Source organism: Candidatus Poribacteria bacterium, from assembly GCA_009839745.1.
Classification (GTDB): Bacteria; Poribacteria; WGA-4E; order WGA-4E; family WGA-3G; genus WGA-3G.
In genome coordinates, this window is the sequence record VXPE01000068.1 from 15,855 (window position 1) to 29,568 (window position 13,714).

The following is a 13,714-nucleotide window of genomic DNA, read 5'->3' on the forward strand; positions in this document are numbered from 1 at the left end:
AGGCGTTGGTCTTAGGATACCACATAAATCAGCGGATGTCACGTCAAGATTCGGATCACTTCTCTAAAACGATCCGAACCTCCGTATCCATACCGTGCTCGCCAACACCCATTTCAGCAGTAATCGGACCGAGAGCTTCCAGCGGAAACAGGTTTTCTGTGATATGTCGCGTCACTGTCGGGTCTAACTTCTGCCCTGAAAGGGATAGAAGGACGGTTACGATCGGCAGGAAACGCTTCAATTCCGGCACAAACAACTCCGGTTGAACAAACGCCTGAACGCCACTTGCATCTGCGGAGAATGCTATATCCTCCAAGAGAGGCGCGTTACCTGTTGTCGTATCAATCACAGACTTCAAGCCTGATAGTGTTGTCCCCAAGACGAAATAGTCGTCAACGATTGCGTATCCACCCGTAACGGCTAATAGGAAATTGAGACGGAGCTGCACGGGTTGCAGTGTGATACCCTTGTACTCCTGCGGTTCAAGGTATTCGAGGGGTTTGCCAGCAATTGCGGGCTTTCCGTGCTTCACGATTCCCAAAATCTCGTTTAGGACATCGGGAGCCTTCGCATGCGCCAGCAAAACCAACGCAGGCACAATCGACACTTCCCCTGGATCAGGAGCAACCAACAAGACGGTTAAGTCCGCACTCAAAATCTCGGAGAGATCTATATCGCCAAAGAGTGCTTGCATCTGTTTCAGAATGGGAAGCGAAGCGACAAAGGCAGTGCGTTCGGGAAAAGCAAGGAACGGTTTCGCGTTGTCCGCAGTCGGAAGATGAGAAGGGTTGGTGTCAACACTGTTGCGGAACCGATGTTGTGAAACTATCACGCCGTCTTCGTATCGGTTGCTAAACGCCCAAACGCCTGAATCTCCAAACCATTCCAAAATTTGTCTGACAAGCACATCGGAACGCATACCATCGAACAAGGGAGTAAATTGCTGCATATCTATGTATCCAGTGCTTTTGTCCTGGCGATAATCGTCCTGTATATCCGCCGCGATGGGATGCGCAGCGAGGAACCCTTGCTTTTTGGGGTCAGTATTTGTGTCAGAAAGCTTGGTATAGAGGTCGAGCGTCTCAGCCAATAACAACGGGTCGAGGGTTAAAATACCAATTCTGCCGATGAAAGTATAACTAAAATTGCGTGGATACCCTATGATAGTATTAATCGTGAATCCGTTGTAATCGGTTTGAATTCGCTCGTATTTTGGATTGATTGCATCCGTTGCTGTAATCGCTTCAATACTCAGTTTTTCCTGTGCACCTACTGCAGAGATAAGCAGAAACGAGAGCTCTCCTTCACGCCGATACAGGGCAAGAATGGCTTCCTCTCCAAAATAGCCTGTGACCGTCTTCAGGTCGAGTCTGCCACCGATTTCGTATTCCCAGAGCTGCTTCTGATAGACGAGTTGTTTCCACCATCGCTGCTTCTGAATCTCAGTGAGAATCGGCATCTTAGCCGTCTGTTTTCCGAACTCACTGCGATTGAAAGTTTCCACCACGCCTTTTAATTCCTTGAGTGTCAAATAGCAAATTGGAGATTTCGGGAGTAGCGTGATAAGATGCTGTTCGGGTTCCCACAGCGCGGTCCGGTGATAGATAATGGATAGCAAAATGATAACCCCAATAAGAACGATTAGGCTGATGAAAACGATTCTTTTAATTTTTCCTTGCGGGTCGGTTAGGGAACTTAGAACTTTCATGTGCCTTTCCGTATATCTGAAAAAATGCCCAAGCAAAACCCCTCCGCTACGCTTACGGGCTACGGGTTTATTTTTTTAATTCTTCCTTGCGGGATTGTCATTTGATTATAGCACACCCAGTTTCGGTAAACAATCAAATTGACGAGAGATTCAGTATGTTTCTGAAGCGCGATTTCAGGCTGTCCAACCGCAGTTGTAAAAAATGTTGCCTGAAGTCAAAAAATGATGTAAAATATTAAAGTTATTTCTTGAAAGAGGGTGAACACCGTTCCGACCAAAGATCTCAGAATTCGGCCATTCACTATTTTCCTTATCTGCGTGTTAGTACCTGCCAATTGTTGGTGGGTGTCCGCCTCCATTATCCGTGGTGGTGGGAGTCCGACGCAGGTTTCACTTTTCTATAACGCCGTTATCACCATTTTAATCCTACTGGGCATCGGTGTCCTTTTACGCCGTTTGCATCACGCGCTCGCGCTGAACCGCGCTGAATTGCTCGTCATCTACACTTGCATTTCAGTAGGAGCGGGGCTTGCAGGTGTGGACCGATTCCTTGTCCTCATGCCAATTATCGGGCATGCGCACTGGTTCGCAACACCAGAGAACGATTGGGCAAACCTGTTTCATCTGCATGTCCCAAACTGGTTGGCTGTCAGCGATAAACGTGTGCTTGAGGGATATTACCACGGGTTCGCGAGTATCTATGAATCGCGTTACTTGATGGCATGGCTCCCCGCGATCTTATGGTGGACCCTCTTTTTGGTCGCTATCCATCTCGTAATGCTCTGCCTCAGTCTGCTTTTTCGGAAGCAGTGGGTCGAATCAGAGCGACTCAGTTATCCCATCATCCAATTGCCCTTTGAGATGACGACACGGACCCGTAATTTCTTCCGTTCGCCGTGGATGTGGCTTGGACTCTCGATCGGTGTCTCCATTGACATCATCAACGGGTTAAACTTCCTGTTCCCTGCGGTTCCGAGTCTCGGCGGAAAATTATATGACCTGCGAAAGATCTTCACAGAGCGTCCATGGAACGGTATCGGTTGGAGTCCGCTGGGTGTTTTCCCATTCGGTGTAGGGCTTTCGTTCTTTATACCCTTGGATCTCTCCTTTTCGTGTTGGGCATTCTGGTTAATTTGGCGGGCAGAACGGTTGTTAGGAGTTATCGCTGGATGGCGAGGACTGCCGCGTTTCCCTTACGAAGCCGAACAGTCCCACGGTGCATACTTGGGCCTGTGTGTGGTGGCGATCTGGATGAGTCGCCGCTATTTGAAGGGGGTAGCACGCCAACTGGTGTCCCCGAAGGCAGACGAACCCGTTTCATACCGCCTGATGGTTCTCGGATTTCTCAGCGCATCGGCGTTTATCGTCGGATTCTGTCTCAAGATGGGAATGAGTTTCTGGATCATTATGGTCTACTTCGCCATCTGGTTCGCAATCGCAATGGCAATCACACGTCTGCGTGCCGAACTCGGTTCACCCGTGCATGACTTGCACTTCATTGGGCCCGATGAAATGTTGCCACGCTTAATGGGGATTCGCCGATTGGGTGCCGTGAACCTAACGGGATTCGCTTACCTCTATTGTTTGAACCGTGCCCACCGTTCACACGCTATGCCACATCAATTGGAGGGCTTCAAATTGGCGGAGGGTGCCAACATTCCGCTGCGACGGTTTGCGATTCTCATGATGCTGGCATCTGTGTTAGGCGCGCTCGGTTCATTCTGGGCATATCTGTCCATGTATTACTCGGAGGGCGGTTTCTCAAGTTTTGGCAGGGAATCCTTTAATCGGTTAGAGACCTGGCTCACCTACGCCGCGCCGCCCGATGTACCTGCGATCGGTTTCGCATCTTTCGGCTTCGTCTTGACGTTACTCCTCGCTGCAATGCGGATGCGATTCATCTGGTGGAATTTACACCCGGTCGGCTACGCTATCTCCGGGAGTTGGGCAATTAACCCGATGGTAGGTTCTATTTTCGTGGGATGGCTGCTGAAATGGCTCGTGCTGAAATATGGGGGCCTCCACCTGCATCGGAAAGCCGTTCCGTTTTTCCTCGGTATTGTGCTCGGTGAGTTCGTGATCGGTTCGTTCTGGAGTCTCCTCGCTGTTACACTCGATAAACCGATGTATCGTTTCCTATTTTAAACGCCAGTTTGAAAATAATGGATTTCTTTTTTTTTGACTTTTAACCGTAAATACGTTATCCTAATTGTGTCTGTTATGGGGTTTTGGCATTACTACCCGCGACACCTGGCCGCGGTGCCGCCCCGATTGCTGTAGTAAGCGGTTTAACGAACATAACAGGCAAAAGCCAAAGGAAACACATGATGAACGAAAAAAGGTTTGAAGAGCTGCTTATCTCAACGATTAAGGAACTCCGTGAGGAATTCAAAGAACTTCGCCAAGATGTCTCAATGATCAAAACAGATGTTGCTTGGATGAAAGGTAAACTCGAAGGTAGAGCAGACATCCGCCATGTTGTGCTTACAGGTATCTCCATTTTTGTCGCTATCTGTGCGGTCGTTGTCGCATGGTTGAAATAGGGATTGGAAGAAAACAATTGGAATTACAGCAGAAAGCGGAAATTATATCAGAAGCACTGGAAGATTTATTCGGTGTCCCGACCCGCGAAGGCGCGGGAGATGTGTTAGAATGCCTTATCCTAACGATCCTGTCGCAAAATACGACAGATGTTAGCCGCGATAAAGGGTATGCTGTCCTAAAAGATCGGTTTCCAACGTGGGAGGATGTGTTGCACGCCGATGCCAAAGCGATAGAAGCAGCGATACGGATTGTTGGACTCGGAGAACAGAAAAGCCGGACGATCAAAAACTTCTTGACCTGGCTCAAAGCCGAACATGGGGAACTCTCACTGGCGTTCATGCACGGTATGGAAACAGAGGAAGCCTTAGCATTCCTGTGTCAACATAAAGGTATCGGTATCAAAACCGCATCCGTTACGCTCTCCTTCGCGTGTGGTCGAGAGGTCTTCCCTGTTGACACACACATCCTGCGAATTTCCAAACGCCTCGGACTGATTTCACCGAATTGCAGCGCAGAGAAGGCGCATCAACTGTTACCCCCAATTGTACCAAAGCATAAAGCGTATCCGTTCCATATAAATCTGATTTACTTCGGTAGAAAAATCTGTGATGCCCGAAAACCGTTATGTGAACGGTGTCCATTGACAGAACACTGCCTCTACTTTAGAGAGAACGCAGAAGCTTAGGCAGCACTTCCCTGTATCGGAGGGAACATAATGTTTAATTGGAGAAATTTGTCGTGGAAACATCTATTTGTGGTGCTGCTGTTACTGCACGTCCTCCCGCTCTGGATCTTTGCATATTTTCCTTCACAAGACGGTGCCAGTCATGTTTACAACGGTTTAGTGCTAAAGGAGTATGGGAAACACGAAAACTACCAGATGCGGAACGCATGGGAACTGAACCTAACGATCTTCCCGAACTGGCTATCTCACATCTGTTTGTTAGCATTCCTCTACGTGTTCCCACCTGTTATCGCTGAGAAGGTCCTTCTTACAATCGCGATAGGCATGGTCCCAATTGCTTTTTTCTACTTCTTTAATGCCATCCACAAAGATGAGAAAGGACAACCTGTATATGCCTGGCTCGGTTTCCCTTTCGCCTATAACTACCTTCTCTACATGGGATTTTATAACTTCCAACTGAGCATCTCGTTTTTCTTTTTCAGTTTCGGGTTCTGGTGGAAGCACAAAGACGACATGCAGGTAAGGTATTTGGTTTGGCTCTACGTTTTGCTACTGCTTACCTATCTGTCGCACATTGCGTCTTATGGTCTTGTTGTGTTGGGTATCTCAGTCGCGGGCTGTTGCCTATCGGGGGCACCAGCGCTAACCGCAGCGTGGCAAAGGCGTGATGAAGGATTCACGGCACTTTTACAAAAGCTTGTTCTCAGCCTTGAGCCTGTCTTTCGTTTTCTGCTTTACATGGTGCCGATGTATTTTGTGCTGTTAGACTATTACCTACAAAGCACAAAACAACATCAACAAGGGAACCATCGCGGTATGGAATGGGTTTGGGAGTATTTTTGGGGCGTTAAATCGATCGTCTATTTCACCGACTGGCATGTTACGGCGAATTATTTTCTCCTCGCCGTGTTAGGGATAGCAGTTATCATCTCCATCGGTTACCGAATTCACCGAAAGGAGTGGGTGAAACGGACGGATGCGTTTCTGCTAATTGCGTTCCTATTTACGTATATGTTCGTTAGGGCACCGTGGAGCTACGGACCGGGCGGATGGATCAACGATAGGATTCACCTCTATATTCTGCCGATGTTAGCAGCAGCCCTAATTCCGAATATGAAGCGAATCCCGCGTTACGCAGTCGCAGGGTGTCTGGTCTTTTTTACCTTACTCCATTTCGGTAGGACGGCGTATGATCATGCTCGGATAGCACCGGAGATTGCGGAATTGGTGTCGGGCACACACCTTATAGAACCGCATACAACGTATCAGATGCGGACGATGGAGGACGGTTGGCACAAATCTGAGGCTTTAGGGAGAGTTAAATATGTCACACCCTTTGTCCACCACATGGCACTCTATGGCGTATACGCAGATGATGTGGCACACTTGGCAAATTACGAAGCCGAATTCAATTACTTCCCGGTAAACCGGAACGATGAGAACGCTCCTGACGATTATCTTGATCTCTGGTACCACAAAGCACCCGCGGACTATATAGTGGCATGGTATCCGCCCAATACGCCTGAATTTTGGGCATATACCGCCGATTACGACATCATCCATGAGACGAAACACCTCCAACTTTATCGGAAAAAGCGAGCAGATGGACCGATACTTGAATTATGGAACAAGACGGAAGCAGGAAATTTGATAATTCACTTCGACATGCAACCCAACGGCAGCGCAACCGCCTTAGACCATTACGCTATTGGACCTGATACGGAATATGAGAGCGGTAAATTCGGATGGAATACACGCTCGCCCCACGAAGGCTATCGCGTCTACAAAAGGACGACAGCACTCGCGCAGGACGGTGTTTGGGGTCAGAGAGATGCTGCATTCAAAATCGACTTGCCCAATGGCACCTACCGCGTTACCAACACTTTCCAAGCAACAAAAGACGCAACACATGTCATTAACCTATTAGCAAATGGAACCCAAGTCCTTAAGGACTTTACAATACCAGACGATGATGGAGTACTTCAACATACCTATACCGTAGAAGCCACAGATGGCTACCTCACCCAAGTCATTTTTGCACCCAAAGACAGGGTGCGTCATGAAGATGATTGGGAAAACAAAAACCATTTTTGGATTTGGAACGGCTGCACAGTCGAACAAATACAATCAAAATAACGCATAATTTACGCAAATCCGTGTATTTGCTGGCGAGGTTTCTTGGGAAACTCTCTATCATAAACACCTTGCCGATAAAAAAAGGAGAATTGATTGAATGATTAAACCACATGGAGCTGAAACCTTAAACCCGCTTTACGTTTCGGATGATACAGAACGTGCTAAGCTAATCAAAGAAGCAGAACACCTTCCATCCGTCCTTGTTTCATCAGGTGCGGCTGCATCAGCCGTTATGCTCGCGTCAGGTTACTTTACACCGCTCACGGGATATATGAACATCGCTGAAGCAACAAGCGTCGCAACGGATATGAAACTCTCGAACGGACTCTTCTGGCCCGTCCCCGTGATGAACATCGTCCCATCGGCGCAGCTGACGGATGCCGTAAAGAACGCCGATAGAATTGCGCTACGCGATCCGAACGTCGAAGGCAATCCGCCGATTGCTGTTATGAAGGTTTCGGCAATCGAGACACTCTCAAAAGAACAGAAACAACTCCTCATTGAAAAGACCTTTGGAACGACTGACCCTGAGCACCCGGGTGTCCCGGCTTTTGCAAATGTCGGAGACACTGTTCTTTCAGGTCCGATTGAGGTACTGAACTACTCCTATTTCCGAGAAGATTTCCCGGACACCTTCCGCACAGCCGTCGAGATTCGTGAAGACATCGCTGGGCGCGGATGGGACACCGTCGTGGCTTTCCAGACACGGAATCCGATGCACCGTGCCCATGAGGGACTCTGCAAAATCGCACAAGAGGCAGTCAATGCAGATGGTATCCTGATTCACATGCTGCTCGGTAAGTTAAAGCCTGGGGACATTCCCGCTGCTGTTCGTGATGCTTGCATCCGGACGATGGTGGAACACTATTTCCCTGAAAATACCGTCTCTATCACCGGTTACGGGTTCGATATGCTCTATGCTGGACCGAGAGAGGCACTCCTCCATGCCGTTTTCCGTCAGAATTGCGGTGCGTCGCACTTCATCGTCGGACGCGACCACGCAGGCGCAGGTGACTACTACGGCGCATTCGATGCACAGGAGATTTTCGACACAATCCCTGAAGACGCACTCGAAATCGGTATCTTCCGTGGTGATTTCACCGTATGGAGCAAAAAGCGCAATAAAATCATCATGATGAGCGACTACCCGCACGATGCAGACGATTATTTCGAGATCTCTGGGACAAAATTGCGTGAGATGCTCGCCGCTGGGCAACCCCTCCCCCCCGAAATTTCACGACCCGAAGTTGCGGAGATTTTGACAGCGTATTACCAGAGCGAGGCAAATGCGTAAGTGATTTATCTGAAGGCGGGCGTTCTCTATCGTCCCGCCTTTCGTTCAGGTGAAAACACCAGCAAAGGAGGCAGTCAGATGGCAACGACAGCAGCACCGACTCACTTAACTCCTGAAACATACCTCGAATTGGAACGTAAGTCGATAACAAAGAGCGAATATGTGAACGGAGAGATAATCGCGATGGCAGGTGCCAGTTTCGCACACGATTTCATCACGTTAGATACAGCAACTCACCTGAACAACCAATTGATGGATGGAGAAGGTCAAGCCGCGACCGGTGATCTGCGTGTGAAAGTCCCGCGGACAGAATCCTACTTTTACCCTGATATTGTGGTTGTCTGCGGAGAACCCCAGGCCGAGGACAATGTCTTTGACACGCTTCTCAACCCGACGCTTATTGTAGAAGTCCTTTCAACCTCCACTGAAACGTATGACAGAGACGAGAAATTCACGCACTATCGTCAAATTGATACTTTGCAGGAGTACATTCTGATTTCACAAGACAGCGTGCAGGTGGTGCAGTATCGCCGCCAAGAACCTGAGTGGACCGCAACAGAATTTCGGACACTTGAAGATGTCGTGCCGCTTGTGTCTATAGGGTGTGAATTACCGTTGCGTCACATCTACAGACGCGTTAAATTTGATAGCGATCCTTAAGAAACCTTCAAATATTACGGTCGGGCATTATAGTAGACTCCGAAAATAAGTTTACATCTTTGTAGCATAGGCTTTAGCCTGTGTCTCCGTGAGACATACCTTCACAAAACCACACAACACTACGAGTGTATAAGTAATTACGGAATCTACTATAATTTGCAAAGAAAGGATTGACAGAGATGAGTACCTTCAATATTGATAGACCTTTACTTTCCGAGATACTCACGGATATAGGAACTGGAAGAATACAACTTCCTGACTTTCAAAGAGACTGGATATGGGATGATTACCGGATCCGAAGTCTTTTGGCAAGTGTATCTCAAGCTTTCCCTATCGGAGCAGTTCTGACACTTGCGGTTGATGGTAAAAAATCCCTTACAAGACTCGTTGAAGGGGTTAAAAGGTGCTATTGCAATGTGTATGCGTAGCGGATGTCTTGATTTTCTCACAGGCTCCCCTATTGAGAACAAAGTGTCGTCTGATAGCAATATTGACCTTCATCACATATTCCCGAGCGACTGGTGTAAACGGAACGGTATTGAATCCAACGATTCCGAGAGCATTTTCAACAAAACTGTCCTCTCGCGAACTACAAATCAAAGCATAGGTGGGCCAGCTCCTTCAAAGTATTTACTAAAAATGAAAGCGGCAAATATAGACGAGGCGAAAATGGATGAGATACTGAATTCTCATCTTATCTCCGCCGAGTTTCTCCGTGCTGATGATTTTTGGGGTTTCTTCAATACCCGAAAGGAGGCACTGCTTAAAGTAATTGAAAAAGCAATGGGCAAAAAGGTAATCCGTGACGGAGAAGATTCACCAGATACCTCAGCACAATAGAGGCAAGATAGCATTGTGGAAGCGATTCAATATACCAAAAGCATCCCGCGGTATCTGGCGATGCGCTATCTTGGGAAACGGTGGCGAAGTCTTTACACGTCCCCGTTCTCTTGCACACGCCTCGTTGATATTCCGGAGCCACAACTGCCAACGCCTGAATGGGTTAAGGTTAGAACTCGACTGAGTGGTATCTGTGGCTCCGATTTAGCGACAATCACGGCAAAAGGCAGTCCCTACTTCTCTCCGTTCACGTCAACGCCCTTTGTGCTGGGGCATGAAATCGTCGGTGAAGTCGCGGAGATAGGTGCGGCAGTGGAAGGATTCTCTGTCGGGACACGGGTAGTCATTGAACCGGCACTGTCGTGTCCAGTGAGAGGGATCTCGCCGCTGTGTTACCAATGCCGAAACCAACGCTTCGCCAACTGTGAAAACATCACAAAAGGCGACATCTCTGAAGGGGTTCAAACGGGTTATTGTCGCGATACAGGTGGCGGATGGAGTCAATATGTTCTCGCGCATCAGTCGCAACTCCATCACGTCCCTGACGCTATTTCGGACGAAACCGCGGTACTCCTCGAACCCTTTGCCTGCGCGCTACACGGTGTTCTGAAAATTCCGTCCGACAGGACAGCAACCCTCTGTATCATCGGGGGTGGCACGATCGGACTGCTCACCGTGGCGGCACTTCGGATTCTCGGACATCGAAACCGAATCATTATTTTCGCCAAATATCCGCATCAACAGCGATTGGCGAGCGAACTCGGCGCGGATGACATCCTATCACCGAATAGCGATCGGTATGCGGCGTTCTGTGAACTCACAGGCGCATCATCGCATCAACCTGAATTAGGGCAACAGGTCTTGCTGGGGGGTGTGGACGTTACCTTCGACTGTATCGGCTCGAGCGTCACAATAGACGACGCGCTCCGTTTTACCCGTGCGGGGGGTGAAGTCATCTTGGTTGGTATGCCGGGAATCCCCAAAAACGTTGACTGGACTTCGATTTGGTATAAACAGTTGCGTGTAACAGGGGCATACACCTACGGGCTTGAAACGCATAACGACGAACAGATTCATACCTTCACCCTCGGTATGCGTCTCCTTCAAAAGATGGAAGCGCATTTGCGTCCGTTGGTCAGCACGCTTTTTCCACTGCGGGATTATAAACGTGCTATCCAGACTGCTCTGAATACAGGCAAGACAGCCACAGTGAAAACCGCTTTTGACTTACGGAACTAATTTCAATGGAGTTTGAGTGGGATAAAAACAAAGCAGCATCTAATCTGTCAAAACATGGAGTGTCATTTGACGAAGCGCGAACTGCTTTTGATGATCCCCTTTATATTGATTTTTATGATCCAGACCATTCTTATGATGAACACAGGTATATTATCATTGGACAATCAAGGCAGAACAACCTATTAGTCATAGCATATACCGAACGTGGCAATGTAATTCGCTTAATTAGTGCCAGACAAGCAACACGCAAGGAGAGAGAAACGTATGAAGAAAGATAAGACAACAATCCAAGACGAACTGCGATCAGAGTACGACTTGAAGAGTTTGCGAGTGAGAAAAATGGGACCCGAACGGAAGCAATTTGGTGGATCCGCCATCCAATTAGAACCTGATGTTGCTGAAGCATTTCCAGACGCTGCTTCCGTGAACGAGGCACTACGGTTTCTCATGCGGCTTACCAAAGAAAGCAACGAAGTCTGTCCACACATTGATTCTGATGCTTAAGACCAGTCTTGTATTATGACATCACCCACCTCCTATCCGCAGAACTTTCCACACACTACCGATCCGATCTATACTGGACTCACACTGCGAAGCGTCCTCATCGGTATGGGAGCAGTGGTATGTCAATGCTTCGCTACCCCCTATAACGATTTCCACGTCGGTGGCACTTATCTCGCTGGTAATCATCTTCCGATCGCCGTTGTCTTTGTGATGCTGGTTTTCATCCTCAGCGTCAATGTGCTCCTGAAAAGATTGAAACGCGGTATTGAATTACAAGGCAGTGAACTCCTCATCATTTGGGGGATGATGATAGTCGCGTCGGGGATCCCTTCCTCGGGGTTGATGCGATACCTCGTCCCCCTCGCTGCCAGTCCAGTCTACTTCGCAACCGCCGAAAACGAGTGGATCCCCCTCTTTCATCAGCATCTTCCAGATTGGATGGTCGTGAAAGATCCGAAAGCGGTTTTCTATTTTTATGAACAATTACCCGATGGCGATTCGATCCCATGGCGGGCATGGTTGAAACCTATCGTCGGGTGGAGTGCGTTTGTCCTCATTTTTTATTTCGTTACCATCTGCTGGACAGTACTTCTCCGTAAGCAGTGGATAGAACACGAACGTTTCACATTTCCGATTGTTCAATTGCCACAGGAAATGTTGCAATCCCCCTCAGGGGGTGCCCTCCTGAATCGGTTCTTCAAATCGCGGCTGATGTGGTTCGGTTTCACCCTGCCGCTCATATTGCACGGGTTGAGGGGACTGCACTCCTACTTCCCAGCCTTTCCGAGGCCGCCCCTCGATTTCCCGATTGCCCAATTCTTCACCGAAAAACCGCTATCCGCGTTGGGATGGTGGCCCACGGTGCACCTGTTTATCTACCCTTCCATCGTTGCCATCGTCTATCTGCTGACCCTCGAAATCTCGTTTAGTTTCTGGTTCTTCTTCCTGCTCGGAAAGATGGAGACGGTGCTTATCTACGCAACAGGCTCAAAAGTGAATCAGTGGAACTTCCACCAGAATCAACAGATGGGTGCGCTGCTCGTCTTTATCGGATTTATCCTCTTTATCGGGAAACGGCACTTCGGACGGGCATTCGCCACCATCTTTGGGAAACGGGTAAGCGATGATACCAACGAACCGCTGCCTTACGTTTGGGCGGTAGGTGGTTTAATCGTAGGGGTTCTACTGCTTACACTGATATGTCGCATGGCGGGGATGAGTGTGTGGGTGGCACTCGTTATGCTCGGGATTTTCCTCGCCATAACGACAGTCGGAACGTGGATGGTTGCAAATGGTGGCTTGCTGTTTATTATCTATTCTTTCCTACCGGGTGAATTCCTGATTACGTTGTTCGGCAGTTCCCGTGTGAACGCCCCGAGTTGGACCTTGGTCGCTTATGAACGGGTCTTGATGTTCGATATGCGGGAGATCCTGATGCCGGGTGTGATGAACAACTTCAAACTCGCGGAACCGCTACGTCTCAAGCAGCGTCCGTTTCTGCTTGCGATGGGGATCGCAATCGTTTTAGCGATGGGTGTCTCCTACTATACGTCCTTAGACCTCGCATACACACACGGCGCGGTGAACCTGCAACACTGGACCTATATGATCTCCACAACCGTCCCCTTCACCCGACTCACGAGCATCCTCCAAAACCCGACAGGCATTGAATTGGAACGGCTCGGTTCGTTCATCTTCGGGGGTGCCACGATGTTCGGGATGCTCTGGATGCGACATCACTATCTCTGGTGGAAACTTCACCCAATCGGTGCCCTCTTGATAACCAGTTATGCGTCCTTCTGTTTTTGGGGTTCCTTTTTCATCGGGTGGCTTTTCAAATACACCGTCCTGAAGTTTGGCGGGGTTACCCTCTACCGCAAACTCCGTCCCTTTGTATTAGGGATTGTGTTAGGCGAGTGTTTCATCGGCGGCATCTGGATCGTTGTTGGACTTTTTACGGGCATTGGGTATCGTTTGTTGCCGGGTTGATACGACGTTTGCGTTACTGGAGAAAATAAAAAGACTTGCAATACCCCTATGACTATGCTAATATAACTAAAGTTTGGACAATATTATGATATTCAAGCTGCCTTGTCGAAAGGCA

At 48.6% G+C, this 13,714-nt stretch carries 13 protein-coding genes; 12 read left to right on the forward strand and 1 reads right to left on the reverse strand.

Going from position 1 to position 13,714, the window contains the following annotated elements; genetic code table 11:
• Positions 1 to 55: 55 nt before the first annotated feature.
• Entirely contained in the window at positions 56 to 1,708 is a 1,653-nt protein-coding gene (locus tag F4X88_11025; protein ID MYA56820.1) for a hypothetical protein, read from the reverse strand.
• A 345-nt stretch (positions 1,709 to 2,053) separates the two neighbouring features.
• Here F4X88_11025 and F4X88_11030 point away from each other — a divergent pair, with 345 nt between their 5' ends.
• The 12 genes from F4X88_11030 (at position 2,054) to F4X88_11085 (ending at position 13,599) form a co-directional block, all read left to right on the forward strand.
• Positions 2,054 to 3,853: a hypothetical protein gene (locus F4X88_11030; protein ID MYA56821.1), complete on the forward strand. Its 1,800-nt coding sequence runs from the start codon at positions 2,054 to 2,056 to the stop codon at positions 3,851 to 3,853.
• A 179-nt stretch (positions 3,854 to 4,032) separates the two neighbouring features.
• Positions 4,033 to 4,251 (forward strand): hypothetical protein, encoded by a 219-nt coding sequence (locus F4X88_11035; protein MYA56822.1) that lies wholly within the window; start codon positions 4,033 to 4,035, stop codon positions 4,249 to 4,251.
• Positions 4,239 to 4,937 (forward strand): endonuclease III, encoded by a 699-nt coding sequence (locus tag F4X88_11040; GenBank protein ID MYA56823.1) that lies wholly within the window; start codon positions 4,239 to 4,241, stop codon positions 4,935 to 4,937. The genes F4X88_11035 and F4X88_11040 overlap by 13 nt, the downstream gene beginning before the upstream one ends.
• 30 nt (positions 4,938 to 4,967) lie before the next feature.
• The gene (locus F4X88_11045) at positions 4,968 to 7,073 is read left to right on the forward strand and encodes a hypothetical protein (GenBank protein ID MYA56824.1); all 2,106 of its coding nucleotides are present in this window, start codon (positions 4,968 to 4,970) and stop codon (positions 7,071 to 7,073) included.
• A 97-nt stretch (positions 7,074 to 7,170) separates the two neighbouring features.
• Complete coding sequence (sat, locus tag F4X88_11050; GenBank protein ID MYA56825.1) at positions 7,171 to 8,367, forward strand: sulfate adenylyltransferase; 1,197 nt, start codon at positions 7,171 to 7,173, stop codon at positions 8,365 to 8,367.
• Between the two features lie 78 nt (positions 8,368 to 8,445).
• Positions 8,446 to 9,027 (forward strand): Uma2 family endonuclease, encoded by a 582-nt coding sequence (locus F4X88_11055; protein MYA56826.1) that lies wholly within the window; start codon positions 8,446 to 8,448, stop codon positions 9,025 to 9,027.
• 179 nt (positions 9,028 to 9,206) lie between these two features.
• A complete protein-coding gene (locus F4X88_11060) occupies positions 9,207 to 9,455 on the forward strand; it encodes a DUF262 domain-containing protein (protein ID MYA56827.1) in 249 nt (82 codons plus the stop codon).
• Positions 9,456 to 9,666: 211 nt separating this feature from the next.
• The gene (locus F4X88_11065; protein MYA56828.1) at positions 9,667 to 9,867 is read left to right on the forward strand and encodes a hypothetical protein; all 201 of its coding nucleotides are present in this window, start codon (positions 9,667 to 9,669) and stop codon (positions 9,865 to 9,867) included.
• Between the two features lie 15 nt (positions 9,868 to 9,882).
• Positions 9,883 to 11,106 (forward strand): alcohol dehydrogenase catalytic domain-containing protein, encoded by a 1,224-nt coding sequence (locus F4X88_11070; GenBank protein MYA56829.1) that lies wholly within the window; start codon positions 9,883 to 9,885, stop codon positions 11,104 to 11,106.
• Positions 11,107 to 11,111: 5 nt separating this feature from the next.
• Complete coding sequence (locus tag F4X88_11075) at positions 11,112 to 11,384, forward strand: BrnT family toxin (protein MYA56830.1); 273 nt, start codon at positions 11,112 to 11,114, stop codon at positions 11,382 to 11,384.
• On the forward strand, positions 11,371 to 11,610 hold the full coding sequence (locus tag F4X88_11080; protein ID MYA56831.1) for a hypothetical protein: 240 nt from the start codon (positions 11,371 to 11,373) through the stop codon (positions 11,608 to 11,610). The genes F4X88_11075 and F4X88_11080 overlap by 14 nt, the downstream gene beginning before the upstream one ends.
• Before the next feature lie 15 nt (positions 11,611 to 11,625).
• Positions 11,626 to 13,599: a hypothetical protein gene (locus tag F4X88_11085; protein ID MYA56832.1), complete on the forward strand. Its 1,974-nt coding sequence runs from the start codon at positions 11,626 to 11,628 to the stop codon at positions 13,597 to 13,599.
• Positions 13,600 to 13,714: the final 115 nt, after the last annotated feature.

Excerpts from the sequence above, each read along its gene's own strand:
- F4X88_11085 (MYA56832.1), top strand. The coding sequence starts at position 11,626 with ATGACATCACCCACCTCCTATCCGCAGAACTTTCCACACACTACCGAT.
- F4X88_11080 (MYA56831.1), top strand. The coding sequence starts at position 11,371 with ATGAAGAAAGATAAGACAACAATCCAAGACGAACTGCGATCAGAGTAC.
- sat (MYA56825.1), top strand. The coding sequence starts at position 7,171 with ATGATTAAACCACATGGAGCTGAAACCTTAAACCCGCTTTACGTTTCG.
- F4X88_11025 (MYA56820.1), bottom strand. The coding sequence starts at position 1,708 with ATGAAAGTTCTAAGTTCCCTAACCGACCCGCAAGGAAAAATTAAAAGA.
- F4X88_11065 (MYA56828.1), top strand. The coding sequence starts at position 9,667 with ATGAAAGCGGCAAATATAGACGAGGCGAAAATGGATGAGATACTGAAT.
- F4X88_11045 (MYA56824.1), top strand. The coding sequence starts at position 4,968 with ATGTTTAATTGGAGAAATTTGTCGTGGAAACATCTATTTGTGGTGCTG.
- F4X88_11060 (MYA56827.1), top strand. The coding sequence starts at position 9,207 with ATGAGTACCTTCAATATTGATAGACCTTTACTTTCCGAGATACTCACG.
- F4X88_11040 (MYA56823.1), top strand. The coding sequence starts at position 4,239 with ATGGTTGAAATAGGGATTGGAAGAAAACAATTGGAATTACAGCAGAAA.
- F4X88_11075 (MYA56830.1), top strand. The coding sequence starts at position 11,112 with ATGGAGTTTGAGTGGGATAAAAACAAAGCAGCATCTAATCTGTCAAAA.
- F4X88_11055 (MYA56826.1), top strand. The coding sequence starts at position 8,446 with ATGGCAACGACAGCAGCACCGACTCACTTAACTCCTGAAACATACCTC.
- F4X88_11035 (MYA56822.1), top strand. The coding sequence starts at position 4,033 with ATGATGAACGAAAAAAGGTTTGAAGAGCTGCTTATCTCAACGATTAAG.